The sequence below is a fragment of the Streptomyces sp. NPDC048424 genome, assembly GCF_040651555.1.
Taxonomy (GTDB): domain Bacteria; phylum Actinomycetota; class Actinomycetes; order Streptomycetales; family Streptomycetaceae; genus Streptomyces.
Genome location: NZ_JBEZKE010000013.1, coordinates 146,818 through 165,294 on the forward strand (window position 1 = coordinate 146,818; position 18,477 = coordinate 165,294).

Consider the following 18,477-nt stretch of genomic DNA (forward strand, 5'->3'; position numbering starts at 1 on the left):
CATGATGGGCCGCACGATCTTCATCGACCCGGGTCGCTGCATCGGCTGCCAGGCCTGCGTCTCCGCCTGCCGCGAATGCGACTCGCACCGCGGCAAGTCGATGATCCACCTGGACTACACCGAGCCCGGCATGTCCGTCGCCTCCCTTCCGACCGTCTGCATGCACTGCGAGGACCCGGTCGCGCCCTGCGCCGAGGTCTGCCCCGCCGACGCGATCCTGGTGACCGCCGACGGTGTGGTCCAGCAGGCCGACACCACCCGCTGCATCGGCTGCGCCAACTGCGTCAACGCCTGCCCCTTCGGCGTCCCGAAGATCGACCTCCAGGCGAAGCTGCAGATGAAGTGCAACCTCTGCTACGACCGCACCGCCTACGGCCTGGCCCCCATGTGCGCCACCGTCTGCCCCACCGGCGCCCTCTTCTACGGAACCCCCGAAGAGCTCCAGGCCGAGCGCCCCGGCGTCCAGGTCGCGGACTCCTTCGCCTTCGGCGACGTGATGGTCAGCACCGGAGTGGCGATGGTCGTCCCCGCCGACAAGGTCCAGTGGCCCGTCCCCGGCGGTCTGCCCGTGGTTGAGATCAATGGAGTGGATATGCGCGAAGAGCATTCGAACAAGGGTGGCGGCGGGCGACGGGTGGGCGGAGTCGACGTCCGATGAGCGTGACCGAACAGCCCCCTCCGTCTCCCGTCCCGGGCCCCGAGCCCGACGGGGACGCTGCCGCCGACCAGCTGCGCGACCGGATCAGCGCCGACTCCCTCACCACCCGCCGTGACTACCTGCGGATCGTCGCCACCGTCTCCGGCGGTCTGGCCATCGGCGGTGTCGGCGTCGCCGCGGGCATCCTGCACCGGCACGGCGACAGCCAGACGCTGCCCGAGCCCAAGAAGGTCACCGACCAGCTGGCGCCGGGCCAGTCCGTGGCCTTCCGCTTCCCCGGCGACGAGGACCGGGCCCTCGCCGTACGGCTGGCCGACGGCTCCCTCGTCGGCTACTCCGCCGTCTGCACCCACCTGGCCTGCGCCGTGCTGTGGCGCGAGGACCGGGGCAGCGACGGGGAGCTGTACTGCCCCTGCCACGAGGACGTCTTCGACGCCCGTTCCGGCGAGGTGACCGCGGGCCCGCCGCCACGGCCGCTCCCCAGGATCTTCCTGACCGAACAGGCCGACGGCAGCGTCTGGGCCATCGCCACGGCCCGCTCGGGAGAGCCGGCCAAGGAGGCCCTCTGCCGGCAGTTCGGCGATTCCCACCCCTTGGCGGCCCAGCAGCTGGGCTGCCCCGGTGCGGGCCGGGCCGGGGCGAGCACCCCGCCCGAGAGGAGGCGGACATGAGCGACGCACAGCTGCCCCCGCGCCCGGAGTACCACCCGGGCAGTGCCCGGCCCCGGCTGAACCGGCCGGTGCGGGAGCGGTATCCGCAGATCCGCTCCACCAGCGGCTACGGAGACCCGCGGATCCGGCACACCGGCCCCGGCCCCGGGGCCGGCACCGAGCAGGAGCCGGAGCGCTCCTCGAAGCTGAACGCCCGTCTGACCCTGGCCCTCACCGTGGTCATCGGCCAGCTCTGGGCCCTCACCGTCACCGTCAACGAGTGGATGGAGGGCAACACCGGCACGGCCTGGTGGGGCGCGGGATTCCTGATCATGTCCTTCCTTGTCGTGATCGGACTGTGGCTCCTCGACCCGAAGGACCGATGACCATGTCCATACCCACACCCACGCCCACCCCGCGCCCGGTGCGCTCGCACCGGGCGGAGACCTACAAGCCCGGCGCCACCATCGGCGACTGGCGCCCCGAGGACGACGGCTTCTGGCAGGCGACCGGCCGCACGGTCGCCCAGCGCAACCTGTGGGTCTCGATCCCCGCGCTGATGCTCGGCTTCGTGGTCTGGCAGGTCTGGTCGGTCACCGTGGTCAAACTGAACGACGTCGGCTTCGCCTTCTCCAAGTCCCAGCTGTTCTGGCTGACCGCCATCCCCGGCATCACCGGCGGCACCTTCCGGATCCTCTACACCTTCATCGGGCCGATCTTCGGCGAGCGGAAGTTCACCGCGTTCAGCACGGTCATCCTGGTCGTGCCCATGCTGTGGCTCGGCTTCGCGCTCCAGGACAACGGCACCCCCTATTGGGAACTGGTGCTGATCGCGGCCGTCTGCGGCATCGGCGGCGCGAACTTCGCCTCCTCGATGGCCAACATCGGCTTCTTCTTCCCCAAGCGGGAGAAGGGCAGCGCCAACGGCCTCAACGGCGGTCTCGGCAACCTCGGCGTGAGCGTGGTCCAGCTCGTCGCCCCGCTGGTGGTCACCGCCGCCGTCCTGGGCGCCCCGGCGGGCGGTCCGCAGCACGACGCGAAGGAGAACACCGACATCTGGCTGCAGAACGGCGCCTTCCTGTGGGTGCCGCTGCTGGTCGTCATGGCGCTGCTCGCCTGGTTCCTGATGAACGACCTCAGGGTGGCCGCGGCCCCCTTCAGCCAGCAGAAGATCATCTTCAGGCGCAAGCACAACTGGCTGATGACCTGGCTCTACGTCGGCACGTTCGGGTCCTTCATCGGCTTCGCCGCGGGCCTGCCCCTGCTGATCAAGAACAACTTCGAGGCGCAGGGCTACCAGGCCACCACCTATGCGTGGATCGGCCCCTTCATCGGCGCGCTCATGCGCTGGGCCGGCGGCTGGCTCTCCGACAAGATCGGCGGCGCCAGGGTCACCATGCTGTCCTTCGTCGGGATGGCCGCCGCCCTGGTCGTGGTGATCTTCGCGCTGCCGTCCGGCGAGGACCAGGGCAGCTTCTGGGCCTTCTTCATCGGTTTCCTGGCGGCCTTCGCCTTCTCCGGCCTCGGCAACGGCTCGACCTTCCGGCAGATCCCGGTCATCTTCCGGGACCAGCACATGCGGGAGGCCGAGGGCAAGGGGCCCGAGGCGCAGGCCGCGGCCCTGAAGCAGTCGGAGATGGAGGCGGGCGCCGTCACCGGCTTCTCCTCCGCCATCGCCGCCTACGGCTTCTTCTTCATCCCCGCCATGTTCGCGGCGATGACCGTCACCAGCGCGATGTGGCTGTTCATCGGCTTCTACGCCAGCTGCCTCGCGGTGTGCTGGTGGTTCTACGCCCGCAAGGGCGCCGAGGCCCCCAGCTGAGCGGGGCCGCGGCCGGGGCCGGCCGTACCCTGGAGGCATGAGCAGCGCCCCCGACCCCGACCCGCAGTCCTCGCGTCCCACCCCCGCCGCCGGGGCAGAGCGGCCCCGGCCGAAGCCGAAGCTGGTCTTCGACGACCCGCTGGACCGGCAGTCCTCGGACGACACCGACCGGGGCTGGGGCGAGCGGCCGCCCGCCGGCGGAAGCGCGGCCGACCTGGCCCGCTTCCTCGACGAGAAGCCCCCGCACCACATCTGACCGGCCGAGGCCGCCGGTGCGGCCGGCCCGGTCAGGCCGGCCGGACCGGTCAGAACGCGTCGCGCGAACCCGACTGGCCGCTGCCGCCGCCGTTGGCGCGCTGCGCGACCAGCTCGTCCCGGATCTCCTTGAGGACCTCCAGCTCGGTGATCTCGACGAGCTCCTGGACGCCCTCCCGGGCCTTGCGGCGGGCCTCCTGCCGCGCGAGGTACTTCGCCATGGGCAGGACCATGAGGAAGTAGACGACCGCTGCGGTGATCACGAAGGTCAGCGTGGCGTTCAGCACCGAGCCCCAGAGGATCTCCACGCCCGTCGGCTGGCCGTTCGGGCCGACGCCGCAAGGGCTCTTGAGGCAGGACTTGTAGCCGTCCAGGCTCTGCGTGCCCACCGCGCCGATCACCGGGCTGATGAGCCCCTTGACCACCGAGTTCACGATGTTCGTGAACGCGGCGCCGATGACCACGGCCACCGCCAGGTCGACCACGTTGCCGCGCATCAGGAAGGCCTTGAAGCCTGCCAGCACGCTCTCCTTCTTCTTCTCGCTCACGACTGAGCCTCTCTTCACATCTGCCGAACACGGAGCCAACGGTTCCGAAAGCTACGGCAGTCCGGGCGCGTCGTGTCCAATCGGCCCCCACGTCAAGGTGAATTGACCGGCCGCGTGTGCGGGTCAACACAGCGTCACCGCCAGCCGCGTCACGGCGCCCGCGCCCACGAGATCCCGCGCGGTGTCCCGGGGTACGGACAGGACCACCAGCGCCCCGCCGTCCCCAACACCCTGCTCGGGACGGGGCACTTCGGCGACCCGGGCCCCCGCGGCCACCACCCTGGTCGGTCCGGCGCGTTCCGCCGCGACCACGTCGACCCGGTCCCCGGGCCGCAGCAGCCGCACCGTCGCGGCGTCCGCGATGCGCACCGGGGCCGACACCAGCCGCACCGCCGCGGGCGGTGCGCCGCCCTGCGCGGCCCGGGCCGGCGGTGGCGCGGCGCCCCGGGAGGCCTGCGCCTGCGCCCCGCCCACCGCCAGGGCCGCCGCCACGACGGCCAGTCCGGCCGAGGCGGCCCGCCGCCTGCGCCGCAGGGCCCGGCGCAGCCGGTCCCCGCCCCGCCCCACACGAAGCGGGGGGAACGGCGGGACCGGGCGCGCGGGGGGACACGCGGAGGGAATCGAAGAAGCCGTGGAACAACGGGACATGACGAACACCACCAGACCGAGTGAGTTGCTGTGCCCGGACCCGTCGCCCGGACACCTCTCACGATCCGGCCTCCCCTGGAATCCCGCCCGAGCCTGTGGACGATCCCCAGCCTGTGGACAACCCCGTCACCCGCAGGAGTCAACAGGCGGCCCGGGCCCGCCGCAGCGCGGCCACCGGGTCGGCGGCCCGGGCGATCGACCGGCCCACCACGACGTGCGAGGCCCCGGCCGCGAACGCGGCCTGGGCAGTTCCCGGCCGCGCGTGCCCGCCCGTCGCCCCGTCCGGCCCCGTCACCCCGTCCGGCCCCAGGGTCACGTCCGGCCCCAGGGTCACGCCCGGCGTGACGATCAGCCGCTCCGGACCCAGCAGTGCGCGCAGCACCCCGGCCTCCCGCGGCGAGGCGATGACCCCGTCGCATCCGGCGCCCACCGCCAGCCGGGCCAGCCGCAGCACCTGCTCCTCGGTGTCCGCCTCGATGCCGATGTCGGCGAGGTCGCCGGCGGTCATGCTGGTGACCACCGTCAGCGCGAGCACCCGCAGCCGCGGGAACTCCCGCGCCGCCTCCACCGCCGCGGCCATGATCCCCGTACCGCCCATGCCGTGCACGGTCACCATGGACGCACCCAGGGCCCCGGCCGCCCGCACGGCGCCGGCGACGGAGTTCGGGATCTCGAAGAGCTTCAGGTCGAGGAAGACCTCGTGCCCCCGCTCGACGAGGTCCCGCGCGAGTCCGGGGCCGGCGGCGGTCAGCAGCTCCAGGCCGATCTTGTAGAAGCGGCACGCGTCGCCGAGGCGCTCGACGAGCTCCTCGGCGGCCCGGCGGTCGTCGAAGTCGAGGGCGACGATGACCTCGCGGTCGGCGAAGGGGAAGTCCGTGTTCACGCCGTCATTGTCAGGTGCAGCCCGAGTGCGCCGAGGAGCCGGTCCGTGAGGTCCTCCGCGCAGGCCTCGGAGCCGGTGAGAGCGGCCCGGATCCCGTCCGCGTCGGCGGTCAGCCCGGCAGCGGCCGCCCAGTCGAGCGCGCCCGCCAGGGCCGCCTCCACGGGGAACCGCTCGACGGGTATCTCGTAGTCCTCGGCCGCGTCCCGGTTCAGCAGCGCCTTCCAGCGGCCCCCGGCGAAAGTGGCGGCCTCGACGAAGCCGACGTCACTGTCCAGGTAGGCCACCGTGAGCACCGGCGCCCCGGTCCGCCGCGCCAGCGCCGCCGCGGCGCCGTCCGGCTGGTCGGGGTAGTGCACGGCCGACCAGCCTCCGCCCAGGTCCTCGTCGCAGTCGACCGCGCACCCGGCCTCGGCCGCGAACTCCCGCAGCTCCGCCACCGTGGCATGCGCCACGGCCATCCCGCCCCAATTCCCCATGCGGGCAGACTAGGGAGTCTCACTGACAACGCAGCCGCGATGCCCGTGGCGGGCGGCGATCACGGCAGCTCGATGCCCAGGTCCCAGCCGTCGTGCGCGTGCGTGCACAGGCAGGCACGGGACTCCGTCGCCGGCAGGGCCGCCACCGCGTCGAAGAGGACCTCGCGCAGCCGGCCGACGTTCTCGCCGAACACCTTCAGGACCTCGGTGTGGGAGACGCCCTCACCCGTCTCGGCGCCCGCGTCCAGGTCCGTGACCAGGGCCATCGAGGTGTAGCAGAGCCCCAGCTCGCGCGCGAGGATCGCCTCCGGGTGCCCGGTCATCCCGACGACCGACCAGCCCGCGGCGGCGTGCCACTGCGACTCCGCCCGCGTGGAGAAGCGCGGCCCCTCGATGACGACCATGGTTCCGCCGTCCACCGGCTCCCAGTCCCGGCCCCGGGCCGCCGCGATCGCCACGGACCGGCCCACGGGGCAGTACGGGTCCGCGAAGGTGGTGTGCACGACGTTCGGCACGCTCCCGTCCGGCAGCGGCTCACCGTCGAAGAAGGTCTGCGCACGGGACTTCGTACGGTCGACCAGCTGATCGGGAACGAGCAGCGTGCCCGGTCCGTACTCGGCCCGCAGGCCGCCGACCGCGCACGGGCCCAGCACCTGGCGGACGCCGACCGAGCGCAGGGCCCACAGGTTGGCCCGGTAATTGATCTTGTGCGGCGGGACGGTGTGGCTGCGTCCGTGCCGGGGGAGGAAGGCCACCTGGCGGCCGGCCAGTTCACCCACGTACAGCGAGTCGCTCGGGGGCCCGTACGGGGTCTCCACCTGGACCTCGGTGACGTCCTCCAGGAAGGAGTAGAAGCCCGAACCGCCGATGACACCGATCTCTGCGTTCACCATGCGGCCCACCCTAACCGGGCATGCCGAAGGCCCCGCTGCCCGGTCAGGGCGGGCGGGGCCTCAGGTCGAAGCGATCAGGCGGCCGACGTGGAGCTGCTGCTCGAGGACGACGAGGACGTCGAGGAGGACGAAGCGGCGGGCGCGGCGGCGGTCGACGTCGTGGACGTGGACGAGCTCGACGCCGGCTTCGAGGCAGGGGTGCTGCTCGACGAGGCGCCACGGCTGTCGTTCCGGTAGAAACCGGAGCCCTTGAAGACGATGCCGACCGCGGAGAACACCTTCTTCAGGCGTCCGTCGCAGCTCGGGCACACGGTCAGCGCGTCATCGGTGAACTTCTGCACGGCCTCAAGGCCCTCACCGCACTCGGTGCACTGGTACTGGTAGGTCGGCACGAATTTCCTCCTGGCACTCTGACTCAATGAGTGCTAACGACGCTCCATGGTGACGTATTCCGGCGGATCAGTCCACCGTCACCGGCACGCGGTGACCCATCCCACGCTCGTTCACCCGGTTACGAGCGGCCGGCGCGGAGGCGTTCGGGCCCGCCGCGGCGGCCGGAGCGGCGGCCGGAGCAGCGGCCGCGGCCGCCGGCCCGGACGAGTTCACGATCCGGCTCGGGGCCTTCGGGGCCAGCTTCCCGCGCAGCGCCAGCAGGGTGGCCAGCGCGAGCGCGGTGGCGGCCATGGGCACCAGGAAGCCGTACGAGGAACCGTGCGCGTCCGTCAGGCGGCCGGCCAGCGTGACCGCGATGGCCTGACCGAAGGCGATCGAACCGGTCAGCCAGGTGAAGGCCTCGGTCCGGGCGCCCGCGGGAACCAGCTGCTCGACCATCGTGTAGCCGGTGATCAGCGCCGGGGCGATGAACAGGCCCACGACCAGGCCGAGTGCGCCCAGCAGGATCATCGAGTGGGCGGCCCACAGGACGGACGCGGCGGCGGTGAGGCCGATGTAGCCCAGGATCAGCCGGCGGCGCGGGCCGATCTTCCAGGCGACGGCGCCCATGGCGATGCCGGCGATCATGTTGCCGGCGGCGAAGACGCCGTAGAGCAGGCCGTTGGCGCCGGGGTTGCCGATCTCGTTGGAGAAGGCGGCGAGCGAGACCTGCATGCCGCCGAAGACGGCGCCGATCCCGAGGAAGGCGAAGATCAGGACGCGCAGGCCCGGGAAGGACAGCGCGAAGGCGCGCTTCTCACCGGTGGCCGACGGGGCGTGCGGCTTGGGCTGGGTGGCGCGACGGGCCGCGAAGAGCAGGCCGCCGAGCAGCGTCAGCGTGGCCTCGGTGACCAGACCGGCCGCCGGGTGGACGCCGGTGCACAGGGCGGTCGCGAGGACCGGGCCGACGACGAAGGTGAACTCGTCGGTGACGGACTCGAAGGCGGCGGCCGTGGGCAGCAGCGGCGAGCCCTCCAGCTTGGCGGCCCAGCGGGCCCGGACCATCGGGCCGACCTGCGGCACCGAGGCGCCGGTGGGGACGGCGGCGATGGCCAGCGCCCAGACCGGGGCGCCCAGGAGGGCGAGCGCGGCCAGGCCGCTGACGGCGGCGGCGTGCGCGAGGACCACGGGGAGCAGGACGGCGCTCTGGCCGAAGCGGTCGGTGAAGATGCCCATCAGGGGGGCGGAGAGGGCCATCGAGACGCCGGTGACGGCGGCGACGATGCCGGCGCTGCCGTAGGAACCGGTGGTGTGCTGGACCAGCAGCAGGATGCTGATGGTCAGCATGCCGAAGGGGAGACGCGCTGCGAAGCCGGGAAGTACGAAGCCGAGGGCACCGGGCGTGCGCAGGAGCTGTCCGTAGCCGGGGCGGGCGGAGTTGTCGGTCGTGACCGCGGATGTCACGGCCTTGCCTTTCCGCTGCCTGGTAGAGCGTCCCCGTCTGCGGACGGTGCTTCGCTTTGTGAGCGGCCGCACCCGTACATGTGGGAGCCCCGAGAGCTGTCCTCTTGCGCAGAACCGAGTGATACCTGGGCGCCCACTGCGGGTGGTGCCACGGCCGCTTTGCGGTCGCGCCAGCTCTGCGTCAGGCAGAGTTGGTTCGATCTGTTGTGCCTTCATCGTACAGGCGATCCCACTACCACGCCCTGTGATTGCGCCGACAACCTGTGTCTTCACCTGCGATTAACGGGAGCTTCGCAAGAAAAGGGCTTGGAAATAGGGATGAAACAGGGCAGATCGCACCGAAAATAGCGAATTAGAACGTCGCTCTAACGCGATCCGTTCCCGTTCCCCGTGCCCAGCCACCCCGCCAGCTTGCCGCCCCGCGCCACCGCCCGCAGCCGCGCCTCGGCCGCGTCCCGGACCGGATCCGTGGCCACCACCAGCAGCTCGTCCCCGCGCCGCAGCACGGTCGACGGCAGCGGTACGAAGCTCTTCGCGTCCCGGACCACCAGCGTGACCGAGGCCCCCGGCGGCAGCCGCAGCTCGCTCACCTCCACGCCGTGCATCCGCGAGGCCGGCGGGATCTCGAAGGAGAGCAGGTGTCCGCGCAGCTTCTCCAGCGGCGCCGACTCGATGCCGAGGTCGGAGGCGGTCTCCTCCCCCTTGCCGAGGTTCAGCTTGCGCGCCAGCCAGGGCAGGGTCGGTCCCTGCACCAGGGTGTAGACGACGACCAGGACGAAGACGATGTTGAAGACGCGGTCGCTGCCCTCGATCCCGGTCACCATGGGGATGGTCGCCAGGATGATGGGCACGGCGCCGCGCAGGCCCGCCCACGACATCAGGGCCTGCTCCTGCCACGGGATCCGGAAGGGCAGCAGGCTGATGAAGACCTCCAGGGGCCGCGCCACCATCGTGAGCACCAGCCCGATGACCACGGCGGGCCAGAAGTCGTTGACCAGCTCGTGCGGGGTGACCAGCAGGCCCAGCAGCACGAACATGCCGATCTGGGCGATCCAGCCGAGCCCGTCCGCGAACCCCCGGGTGGCCGGCCAGTGCGGGAGCTTCGCGTTCCCGAGCACCATCGCGGCCAGGTACACCGCGAGGAAGCCGGAGCCGTGCGCGATCGCGCCGGCCGCGTACGCCGTGATGGCGATGGCCATGACGGCGATCGGGTAGAGGCCGGAGGCGGGCAGTGCCACGTGCCGCAGGCCGTACGCGCCCAGGAAGCCCACGGTCAGGCCGATCGCGACGCCGATGGCCAGCTCCAGGGCGATCTTGCCGAGCAGGACGTACCAGTCGTCCACCGGGCCGACGGTGGCGAAGGCCACCACCAGGATGACGACGGGTGCGTCGTTGAAGCCGGACTCGGCCTCCAGGACGCCCGTGATCCGGGAGGGCAGCGGGACCTTGCGCAGCACCGAGAAGACGGCCGCCGCGTCGGTCGAGGAGACGACCGCGCCGATCAGGAGGGCTTGTCGCCATTCCAGTCCGACCAGGTAATGCGCTCCTGCCGCCGTCACGCCCACGCTGATCGCGACGCCCACCAGTGACAGCATGATCGCCGCCGGCAGGGCCGGCTTGATCTCTTTCCACTTCGTGCCCAGACCGCCCTCGGCGAGGATCACCACGAGCGCGGCGTAGCCGATGACCTGGGTCAGCTCGGCATTGTCGAATACGACGTTGCCTATGCCGTCCTGGCCTATCGCGACGCCTATGCCGAGGTAGATGAGCAGGCTGGGCAGACCGCTGCGTGAGGAGACGCGCACCGCCGCGACGGCGACGAGCAGTACGAGCGAGCAGACCAGCAGGAGCTCATTGAGCGTGTGGACAGTCAGCGGGCGGCCCTCCTCAATGCGCCCGGCGGATCGATCCTCCCGGCGACAAGTTCGGCAAGTAGTTCGTTACCTTACCTAATCTTTGACGCGCCCTTTACGCGATAACCACATTGTGAAACGCCTGTTCGCCCCTGTCGTTCGGACCTCTACCCCTGGAGGATCAACGAAGGCGGTCCTGCGCCTATGGTTGCTCCCAGCACTCCCAGGACCACCCTGCCCCTCTAAGGACAGCGATGCCCGCCAACGAAACCGCTCCTCCCGCCAAGAAGAAGGGACGACGCGCCCGTCTGATCGTGCTCGTACTGGTCCTGGCGCTCTTCGCGGGCCTCGGCTACGGGGCGTACTGGGGCGTGGACAGCGTGCGCGCCTCCTTCCCCCAGACCACCGGCTCCCTCAAGGTGCCCGGCCTGACCGGGACCGTCGACGTCAAGCGCGATGCCCACGGCATTCCTCAGCTCTATGCGGACAACGACGACGACCTGTTCCGCGCGCAGGGCTTCGTGCACGCCCAGGACAGGTTCTGGGAGATGGACGTCCGCCGCCACATGACCTCCGGGCGGCTCTCGGAGATGTTCGGCTCCGGCCAGGTCGAGACCGACGCCTTCCTGCGCACGCTCGGCTGGCGCCAGGTCGCCGAGGCCGAGTACGAGAACAAGCTGTCGCCCGAGACCAAGAAGTATCTGCAGGCCTACGCCGACGGGGTCAACGCGTACCTGAAGGGGAAGTCCGGCAAGGACCTCTCCGTCGAGCACGCGGCGCTCAAGCTGAGCGACGACTACCAGCCCGAGCAGTGGTCGCCGGTGGACTCGGTGGCCTGGCTCAAGGCGATGGCGTGGGACCTGCGCGGCAACATGCAGGACGAGATCGACCGCGCGCTGATGGCGAGCAAGCTCTCGCAGGCGCAGATCGACGAGCTCTACCCGCCGTACCCCTTCGACCGCAACAAGCCGATCGTCGAGGGCGGCAAGGTCGAGGGCGGCAAGTACACGCCCCAGGGCTCCGGCGCGACGGGCTCCACCGGTTCCGGCAACGGCACCGGCTCGGGCAGCGGCGCCGCCCTGGGCTCCCAGGCCTCCACGGGGACGGCCGCCCCGGCGGCCGGCACCGGAGCGGCCGCGGGAACCGGCCTCGCCGACAACGTCACCGCCCAGGGCGCGACCGTGGGCCTGCGCGACCACCTGACCGCCCTCGCCGCGACCCTGGACAAGGTCCCCGCGATCCTCGGCCCCAACGGCAGCGGCATCGGCTCGAACTCCTGGGTCGTCTCGGGCAGGTACACGACCACCGGCAAGCCGCTGCTCGCGAACGACCCGCACCTGTCCCCGCAGCTGCCCTCGGTCTGGTACCAGATGGGCCTGCACTGCCGCACCGTCTCGGCCCAGTGCCAGTACGACGTGGCCGGCTACACCTTCTCCGGCATGCCGGGCGTGGTCATCGGCCACAACACCGACATCGCCTGGGGCATGACCAACCTCGGCGCCGACGTCACCGACCTCTTCCTGGAGCAGGTCAAGCCCGAGGGCTACGTCTACGACGGCAAGGTGCTCCCCTTCGCCACCCGTGAAGAGGTCATCAAGGTCGCGGGCGGCGACAGCAAGAAGATCACCGTCCGCACGACCAACAACGGCCCGCTCGTCTCCGACCGCAGCGAGGAGCTCGCCACGGTCGGCACCCGGGCCCCCGTCGCCAGTTCCGCCCCCGACCGCGGCGACGGCTACGCCGTCGCCCTGCGCTGGACCGCGCTGGACCCGGGCAAGACCATGGACTCGGTCTTCAAGCTCAACCGCGCCAAGACCTTCGACGACTTCCGCAAGGCCGCCGCCGATTTCGACGTGCCCTCGCAGAACCTGATCTACGCCGACAACAAGGGCCTCAACGGCAACATCGGCTACCAGGCCCCGGGCCGCATCCCGATGCGCGGCCAGGGCGACGGCCGGATGCCCACCCCCGGCTGGGACTCCAAGTACGCCTGGAAGGGCGGCAAGGACGGCAACGCGGGCTACATCCCGCAGGGCGAGATGCCCTTCGACTCCAACCCGTCGCGCGGCTACATCGTCACCGCCAACCAGGCCGTCGTGGAGAGCGGGACCGGCGCGGGCAAGTACCCGTACCTGCTGACCACCGACTGGGGCTACGGCGCCCGCAGCCAGCGGATCAACGACCTCATCGAGGCGAAGATCAAGGACGGCGGGAAGATCTCGACCGATGACATGCGCACCATGCAGATGGACAACAGCAGCGAGATCGCCGCGCTGCTGACCCCGATGCTGGCGAAGATCCAGGTCTCCGACCCGGGCGTGCGCGCCGCGCAGAAGCTGCTGGACGGCTGGAACTACACCCAGGAGCCCGACTCGGCGGCCGCGGCCTACTTCAACGCGGTCTGGCGCAACATCCTCAAGCTGTCCTTCGGCGACAAGATGCCCAAGGAGCTGCGGATCGAGGGCAGCTGCATGAACGTCCTCGGCAACGGCACCGGCCCCGCCGACGACCTCGCCAAGACCGTCCGCGAATGCGGCACCCGCGGCCCCGACTCGGCGCAGCCGGACGGCGGCGACCGCTGGTTCGAGGTGGTCCGCCGCCTGGTCAAGGACGAGAAGTCGCAGTGGTGGAGCTCGCCCAGGACCCTGACCCAGCCCGCGACCACCACCCGCGACGAGCTCTTCGCCCGGGCCATGAAGGACGCCCGCTGGGAGCTCACCGCCAAGCTCGGCAAGGACCAGTCCACCTGGAGCTGGGGCCGGCTGCACCAGCTGAACCTGAAGAACCAGACGATCGGCACCGAGGGCCCCGGCTTCATGCAGTGGCTCCTCAACCGCGGCCCGTGGAACCTGGGCGGCGGCGAGGCAACGGTCAACGCCACCGGCTGGAACGCCTCCAGCGGGTACGGGGTCACGTGGGTGCCGTCGATGCGGATGGTCGTGAACCTCAACGACCTCGACAAGTCCCGCTGGATCAACCTGACGGGAGCCTCGGGGCACGCGTACAACTCCCACTACACGGACCAGACGACGATGTGGGCCAAGGGCGAGCTGCTGGAGTGGCCCTTCGGCAAGGACGCCGTCGAGAAGGCCACGGTCGACACCCTGACCCTCAAGCCGGCCGGTTCATGAGCTGAAGCGGCGCACCCCCGACGGGGTCGCCACCGCTTGTACGGGGTGGTCGTGCGGTTCCTCCGGGACCCGCGCGACCACCTCGTCGTCGTAGAGGAGCACCACCAGCGCGGGACGGACCCCGGCGCGCTCCAGCCGCTCCAGCACGCGGTCGTACGAGCCTCCGCCGCGGCCGAGCCGCATGCCGCGCCCGTCGACCGCGAGGCCGGGCAGCAGCACGGCGTCGGCCCCGGTCACCGCGTCGGGTCCGAGCGCCGGCCCGGTGGGCTCCAGCAGGCGCATCTTCCCGGGGTGGGCGGCCTCGGCGAGGCTCTGCGGGCCTTCGTACGCCGCCCAGTCGAGGTCGTTGTCGGGCAGCAGCAGGGGCAGCAGCACGCGCTTGCCGGCCGCGCGCAGGGCGTCGAGGAGCGCGCGGGTGCCGGGTTCGGTGCCGACGGAGACGTACGCCGCCACCGTCCGCGCGTGGGCCAGTTCGGGCAGTTCGAGGGCCCTGACGGCGAGTGCGGCGGCCGCGGTGCGGCAGGCTTCGGGGGACAAGGCGCGGCGGGCGGCGAGGAGTTCGCGGCGCAGCCCGGCCTTGGCGGACGCGGTGGGCGGGTTCTCGGTCACGAGGAAATCAAATATCCTTGCGAATCGGGTCATACATGGATCTACCTACTGCGATCTCGTCGGGCGTTCGGCAGGACCCACTATCGTTCGGGGCATGACTATGTTGCACCCCGTGATCAAGAAGGCCGTGATTCCGGCCGCTGGCCTCGGCACCCGCTTCCTTCCGGCGACCAAGGCGACCCCGAAGGAAATGCTCCCGGTTGTGGACAAGCCGGCCATCCAGTACGTGGTGGAGGAGGCCGTCGCGGCCGGGCTCGACGATGTCCTCATGATCACTGGGCGTAACAAGCGTGCCCTGGAAGACCACTTCGACCGGAACTACGAGCTGGAGTCGGCGCTCATCGCCAAGGGCGACGACGACCGCCTGAAGAAGGTCCAGGAATCCAGCGACCTCGCGACCATGCACTACGTCCGCCAGGGCGACCCGCGGGGCCTCGGCCACGCCGTGCTCTGCGCCGAGCCGCACGTCGGCCGCGAGCCCTTCGCCGTCCTGCTCGGTGACGACCTCATCGACCCGCGCGACCCGCTGCTTCGCCAGATGGCCGACATCTACGCCCGCACCGGCGGCACCGTCATCGCGCTCATGGAGGTCGACCCGGCCAGCGTCCACCTCTACGGTTGCGCCGCCGTAGAGGCCACCGACGAGCCGGACGTGGTCCGCATCACCGGCCTCGTCGAGAAGCCGGAGCCCGAGGACGCGCCCAGCAATTTCGCGGTTATCGGACGCTACGTCCTCAACCCCGCGATCTTCGACATACTGCGGGAGACCGAGCCGGGCCGCGGCGGGGAGATCCAGCTCACCGACGCCCTGCAGAAGCTTGCCGCCGACGAGAGCGTCGGCGGCCCGGTGCACGGCGTGGTCTTCCGGGGCCGTCGCTACGACACCGGGGACCGCGGCGACTACCTGCGGGCCATCGTCCGCCTCGCGTGCGAGCGCGAGGACCTCGGCCCCGAGTTCCGCACCTGGCTTCACCGTTACGTCACGGAGGAGATGTAGCACCTTGAGCAGTTCCGCACCGCAGGACACCGACCACCGTCTGTGGTCCGTGGACGAGCACCTCGCGGACGTCCTCGCGGCCGTCCGGCCGCTGGAGCCGATCGAGCTCCAGCTGCTGGACGCCCAGGGCTGCGTCCTGGTCGAAGACGTCACCGTGCCCGTCGCCCTCCCGCCCTTCGACAACAGCTCCATGGACGGCTACGCCGTCCGCACGGCCGACGTCCAGGGTGCGAGCGAGGAGTTCCCCGCGGTGCTGACGGTCATCGGGGACGTCGCGGCGGGCAGCGGTGAGCTGCCCACCGTGGGCCCCGGCGAGGCCGCCCGGATCATGACCGGCGCCCCGCTGCCGCCCGGCGCGGAAGCCGTCGTACCGGTGGAGTGGACCGACGGCGGCACGGGCGGCGGCGCGGCCGCCGGGATGACCCCGGCCAGCGCCGCCCCCGAGCACGCGGGCGGCGAGGTGCGGGTGCACCGCGCCGCCGAGGCGCGGGCGCACGTCCGCGCGCGCGGCAGCGACGTACAGGCCGGCGACCTGGCACTGGCCGCCGGGACCGTCCTCGGGCCGCCGCAGATCGCCCTGCTGGCCGCCATCGGGCGCGGCACCGTGCGGGTACGGCCGCGGCCGCGCGTGGTGGTCCTGTCCACCGGCAGCGAGCTGGTCCAGCCCGGCGAGGCGCTCACCTCGGGCACGATCTACGACTCCAACAGCTTCGCGCTCGCCGCGGCCGCGCGGGACGCCGGCGCCATCGCCTACCGCGTCGGCGCCGTCGCGGACGACGCCGACACCCTGCGCGCCACCATCGAGGACCAGCTGATCCGGGCCGACCTGCTGGTCACCACGGGCGGGGTCAGCGTCGGCGCGTACGACGTGGTCAAGGAGGCGCTGTCCTCCGTCGGCTCGGGGGACGAGGCCTCCGGGGACGTGGAGGGCGGCGGGATCGACTTCCGCAAGCTCGCCATGCAGCCCGGCAAGCCGCAGGGCTTCGGCACGATCGGCCCGGACCACACCCCGCTGCTGGCCCTGCCCGGCAACCCGGTGTCCTCGTACGTCTCTTTCGAGCTGTTCGTGCGCCCCGCGATCCGCACCCTGATGGGCCTGCCGGAGTCCGAGGTCCGGCGGCCGAGCGTCCGGGCGGTGCTGACGGCCGACAAGGCACTCGGCTCCCCGGCCGGCCGCCGCCAGTTCCTGCGCGGCAAGTACGACGCCGAGAGCGGCACGGTCAGCCCGGTCGGCGGATCGGGCTCCCACCTGATCGCCGCGCTGGCGCACGCCGACTCGCTGATGGTCGTACCGGAGGACGTCACCTCGGTGGAGCCCGGGACCGAGCTGGAAGTGGTCCTGCTCGGCTGAAGTGCGGCCGGTGCGGGTAGCGTGTTGCACCACACAGGCCCCCCGGGGGCCCGGACGGAAGCGACGCGCAGAGTATGAGCACGCAGAGCAGGCTGACCCACATCGACGAGGCCGGCGCGGCCCGGATGGTCGACGTCTCCGAGAAGGACGTCACCACCCGGACGGCCCGGGCCAGTGGACGGGTTCTGGTCTCCCCCCGGGTGATCGAGCTGCTGCGCGGCGAGGGCGTCCCCAAGGGCGATGCCCTCGCCACCGCGCGGATCGCCGGGATCATGGGGGCGAAGAAGACCCCCGACCTGATCCCGCTCTGCCACCCGCTGGCGGTCTCCGGCGTGAAGGTCGACCTCTTGGTCGCCGACGACGCCGTCGAGATCCTCGCCACCGTGAAGACCACCGACCGCACGGGCGTCGAGATGGAGGCGCTGACCGCCGTCGCGGTCGCCGGCCTCACCGTGATCGACATGGTGAAGGCGGTCGACAAGGGCGCGGTCATCACGGACGTCCGGGTGGAGGAGAAGACAGGCGGCAAGTCCGGCGACTGGGCGCGCTCGTGAACGCCCCGCGCGGCGGTGAGGTGCACAGCCACGTCGGCCACGTCGACCCCGTCCCGCAGGCCCAGGAACCCGCCGCCGCGGGCCGGGCGCTCGTCGTCACGGCCTCGAACCGGGCCTCGCAGGGCGTGTACGCCGACAAGGGCGGCCCGCTGCTGGCGCAGGCGCTGGAGGAGCTCGGTTTCACGGTGGACGGCCCGAGGGTCGTCCCGGACGGCGACCCCGTCGAGCAGGCGCTGCGCGAGGGCGTGGCCGGCGGCTACGACGTCATCCTGACCACCGGCGGGACCGGCATCTCGCCGACGGACCGCACCCCGGACGCCACCGCGCGCGTGCTGGACTACGAGATCCCGGGGATCCCGCAGGCCATCCGCGCCGAAGGCCTGGCGCATGTGCCGACCGCGGCCCTGTCCCGGGGCCTCGCGGGAGTCGCCGGGCACACCCTCATCGTCAACCTCCCGGGTTCGACGGGCGGGGTCCGCGACGGCCTCGCCGTCCTCTCCCGCATCCTTCCGCACGCCGTGGACCAGATCCGGGGCGGCGACCACCCCAGACCGGCGGGACCCTCCGGGAGCGAGAGCTGAACGGCCCCTCCTGGCCGGTCGTCCTCACGGACGGCGACGTGACCCTCCGGCCGATAAGACTGCGGGACCAGAAGGCCTGGCGCGAGGTCAACCGGCGCAACCGCGACTGGCTCCGGCCGTGGGAGGCGACGATTCCGCCGCCCGCGCCGTGGGGGCCGGTGATACAGCGGCCCACGTACCGCCAGATGGTCCGCCACCTGCGCGCGGAGGCGAACGCGGGCCGGATGCTGCCCTTCGTCATCGAGTACCAGGGCCGCCTGGTGGGCCAGCTGACGGTCGCCGGGATCACCTGGGGCTCGATGTGCGCGGCGCACGTCGGCTACTGGGTGGACCGCGAGGTCGCGGGCCGCGGCGTGATGCCCACGGCGGTCGCGCTGGCGGTGGACCACTGCTTCGGGAAGGTCGGCCTGCACCGGATCGAGGTGTGCATCCGCCCCGAGAACGGGCCGAGCCGGCGGGTCGTGGAGAAGCTGGGCCTGCGCGAGGAGGGACTGCGTCCGCGCTACCTGCACATCGACGGGGCCTGGCGCGACCACCTCGTCTACGCGGTCACGGCGGAGGAGGTGCCGGAGGGGCTGTTGCGCCGCTGGCACCGGGCCCGGCACACGAAGACACCGCCGAAATAGATAACCGAATATCTGTTCGAATTAAGGGGAGTGGCAAGGGGTCGCGGGCCGATTCGCCCATAACCTGATCCGAAGAATCACAAAAAAAGTCCGTGATATCAGCGAG

At 71.6% G+C, this 18,477-nt stretch carries 20 protein-coding genes; 11 read left to right on the forward strand and 9 right to left on the reverse strand.

Translation table 11 applies throughout. From position 1 onward, the window contains the following. Window position 1: 1 nt before the first annotated feature. From AB0D29_RS20375 to AB0D29_RS20395, 5 genes are read left to right on the forward strand one after another with little or no spacing between them, the layout of a single operon-like run. Complete coding sequence (locus AB0D29_RS20375; protein WP_362855869.1) at window positions 2-658, forward strand: 4Fe-4S dicluster domain-containing protein; 657 nt, start codon at window positions 2-4, stop codon at window positions 656-658. Then, window positions 655-1,329, forward strand: coding sequence for a Rieske (2Fe-2S) protein (locus tag AB0D29_RS20380; RefSeq protein ID WP_362855871.1), 675 nt, complete (start codon window positions 655-657; stop codon window positions 1,327-1,329). Before AB0D29_RS20375 ends, AB0D29_RS20380 begins: the two co-directional genes overlap by 4 nt. Further along, window positions 1,326-1,694 (forward strand): hypothetical protein, encoded by a 369-nt coding sequence (locus tag AB0D29_RS20385; RefSeq protein WP_362855872.1) that lies wholly within the window; start codon window positions 1,326-1,328, stop codon window positions 1,692-1,694. The genes AB0D29_RS20380 and AB0D29_RS20385 overlap by 4 nt, the downstream gene beginning before the upstream one ends. Window positions 1,695-1,696: 2 nt before the next feature. Further along, complete coding sequence (locus AB0D29_RS20390) at window positions 1,697-3,130, forward strand: NarK family nitrate/nitrite MFS transporter (protein ID WP_362855874.1); 1,434 nt, start codon at window positions 1,697-1,699, stop codon at window positions 3,128-3,130. 37 nt (window positions 3,131-3,167) lie between these two features. After that, window positions 3,168-3,386, forward strand: coding sequence for a hypothetical protein (locus tag AB0D29_RS20395; RefSeq protein WP_362855875.1), 219 nt, complete (start codon window positions 3,168-3,170; stop codon window positions 3,384-3,386). 49 nt (window positions 3,387-3,435) lie between these two features. Here AB0D29_RS20395 and mscL read toward each other — a convergent pair whose 3' ends face one another. The 8 genes from mscL to AB0D29_RS20435 all read right to left on the reverse strand — a co-directional run bounded on the left by mscL (window position 3,436) and on the right by AB0D29_RS20435 (window position 10,561). Next, the gene (gene mscL / locus AB0D29_RS20400) at window positions 3,436-3,933 is read right to left on the reverse strand and encodes a large conductance mechanosensitive channel protein MscL (RefSeq protein ID WP_362855876.1); all 498 of its coding nucleotides are present in this window, start codon (window positions 3,931-3,933) and stop codon (window positions 3,436-3,438) included. Between the two features lie 123 nt (window positions 3,934-4,056). Continuing rightward, complete coding sequence (locus tag AB0D29_RS20405; RefSeq protein WP_362855877.1) at window positions 4,057-4,581, reverse strand: hypothetical protein; 525 nt, start codon at window positions 4,579-4,581, stop codon at window positions 4,057-4,059. A 139-nt stretch (window positions 4,582-4,720) separates the two neighbouring features. Then, entirely contained in the window at window positions 4,721-5,464 is a 744-nt protein-coding gene (pyrF, locus tag AB0D29_RS20410) for an orotidine-5'-phosphate decarboxylase (protein WP_362855878.1), read from the reverse strand. Next, a complete protein-coding gene (locus tag AB0D29_RS20415; RefSeq protein ID WP_362855879.1) occupies window positions 5,461-5,940 on the reverse strand; it encodes a hypothetical protein in 480 nt (159 codons plus the stop codon). Before AB0D29_RS20415 ends, pyrF begins: the two co-directional genes overlap by 4 nt. 59 nt (window positions 5,941-5,999) lie before the next feature. Next, window positions 6,000-6,833, reverse strand: coding sequence for an S-methyl-5'-thioadenosine phosphorylase (locus tag AB0D29_RS20420; RefSeq protein ID WP_351288149.1), 834 nt, complete (start codon window positions 6,831-6,833; stop codon window positions 6,000-6,002). Window positions 6,834-6,907: 74 nt separating this feature from the next. Beyond that, window positions 6,908-7,225: an FmdB family zinc ribbon protein gene (locus AB0D29_RS20425; RefSeq protein WP_362855880.1), complete on the reverse strand. Its 318-nt coding sequence runs from the start codon at window positions 7,223-7,225 to the stop codon at window positions 6,908-6,910. A 67-nt stretch (window positions 7,226-7,292) separates the two neighbouring features. Further along, window positions 7,293-8,669 (reverse strand): MFS transporter, encoded by a 1,377-nt coding sequence (locus AB0D29_RS20430; protein WP_362855882.1) that lies wholly within the window; start codon window positions 8,667-8,669, stop codon window positions 7,293-7,295. 365 nt (window positions 8,670-9,034) lie between these two features. Next, complete coding sequence (locus tag AB0D29_RS20435) at window positions 9,035-10,561, reverse strand: potassium/proton antiporter (RefSeq protein WP_362855978.1); 1,527 nt, start codon at window positions 10,559-10,561, stop codon at window positions 9,035-9,037. Window positions 10,562-10,776: 215 nt separating this feature from the next. Between AB0D29_RS20435 and AB0D29_RS20440 the strand changes: the two genes are divergently transcribed. After that, a complete protein-coding gene (locus tag AB0D29_RS20440) occupies window positions 10,777-13,653 on the forward strand; it encodes a penicillin acylase family protein (protein WP_362855883.1) in 2,877 nt (958 codons plus the stop codon). Here AB0D29_RS20440 and AB0D29_RS20445 read toward each other — a convergent pair. Continuing rightward, window positions 13,648-14,262 (reverse strand): 5-formyltetrahydrofolate cyclo-ligase, encoded by a 615-nt coding sequence (locus AB0D29_RS20445; RefSeq protein ID WP_362855885.1) that lies wholly within the window; start codon window positions 14,260-14,262, stop codon window positions 13,648-13,650. The two genes, AB0D29_RS20440 and AB0D29_RS20445, sit on opposite strands and share 6 nt — an antisense overlap. 94 nt (window positions 14,263-14,356) lie before the next feature. On the opposite strand from AB0D29_RS20445, the gene galU reads away from it, so the two are divergent. From galU to AB0D29_RS20470, 5 genes are all read left to right on the forward strand, one after another. Continuing rightward, on the forward strand, window positions 14,357-15,259 hold the full coding sequence (galU, locus tag AB0D29_RS20450; protein WP_319727959.1) for a UTP--glucose-1-phosphate uridylyltransferase GalU: 903 nt from the start codon (window positions 14,357-14,359) through the stop codon (window positions 15,257-15,259). A 4-nt stretch (window positions 15,260-15,263) separates the two neighbouring features. Next, window positions 15,264-16,610, forward strand: a complete 1,347-nt coding sequence (gene glp / locus AB0D29_RS20455; protein ID WP_362855886.1) for a gephyrin-like molybdotransferase Glp — start codon at window positions 15,264-15,266, stop codon at window positions 16,608-16,610. Window positions 16,611-16,684: 74 nt separating this feature from the next. Further along, window positions 16,685-17,164 (forward strand): cyclic pyranopterin monophosphate synthase MoaC, encoded by a 480-nt coding sequence (gene moaC / locus AB0D29_RS20460; protein WP_362855888.1) that lies wholly within the window; start codon window positions 16,685-16,687, stop codon window positions 17,162-17,164. Beyond that, window positions 17,161-17,745, forward strand: a complete 585-nt coding sequence (locus AB0D29_RS20465) for a MogA/MoaB family molybdenum cofactor biosynthesis protein (RefSeq protein ID WP_362855889.1) — start codon at window positions 17,161-17,163, stop codon at window positions 17,743-17,745. The genes moaC and AB0D29_RS20465 overlap by 4 nt, the downstream gene beginning before the upstream one ends. Continuing rightward, on the forward strand, window positions 17,742-18,371 hold the full coding sequence (locus AB0D29_RS20470; protein WP_362855980.1) for a GNAT family protein: 630 nt from the start codon (window positions 17,742-17,744) through the stop codon (window positions 18,369-18,371). Before AB0D29_RS20465 ends, AB0D29_RS20470 begins: the two co-directional genes overlap by 4 nt. Window positions 18,372-18,477 lie beyond the last annotated feature (106 nt).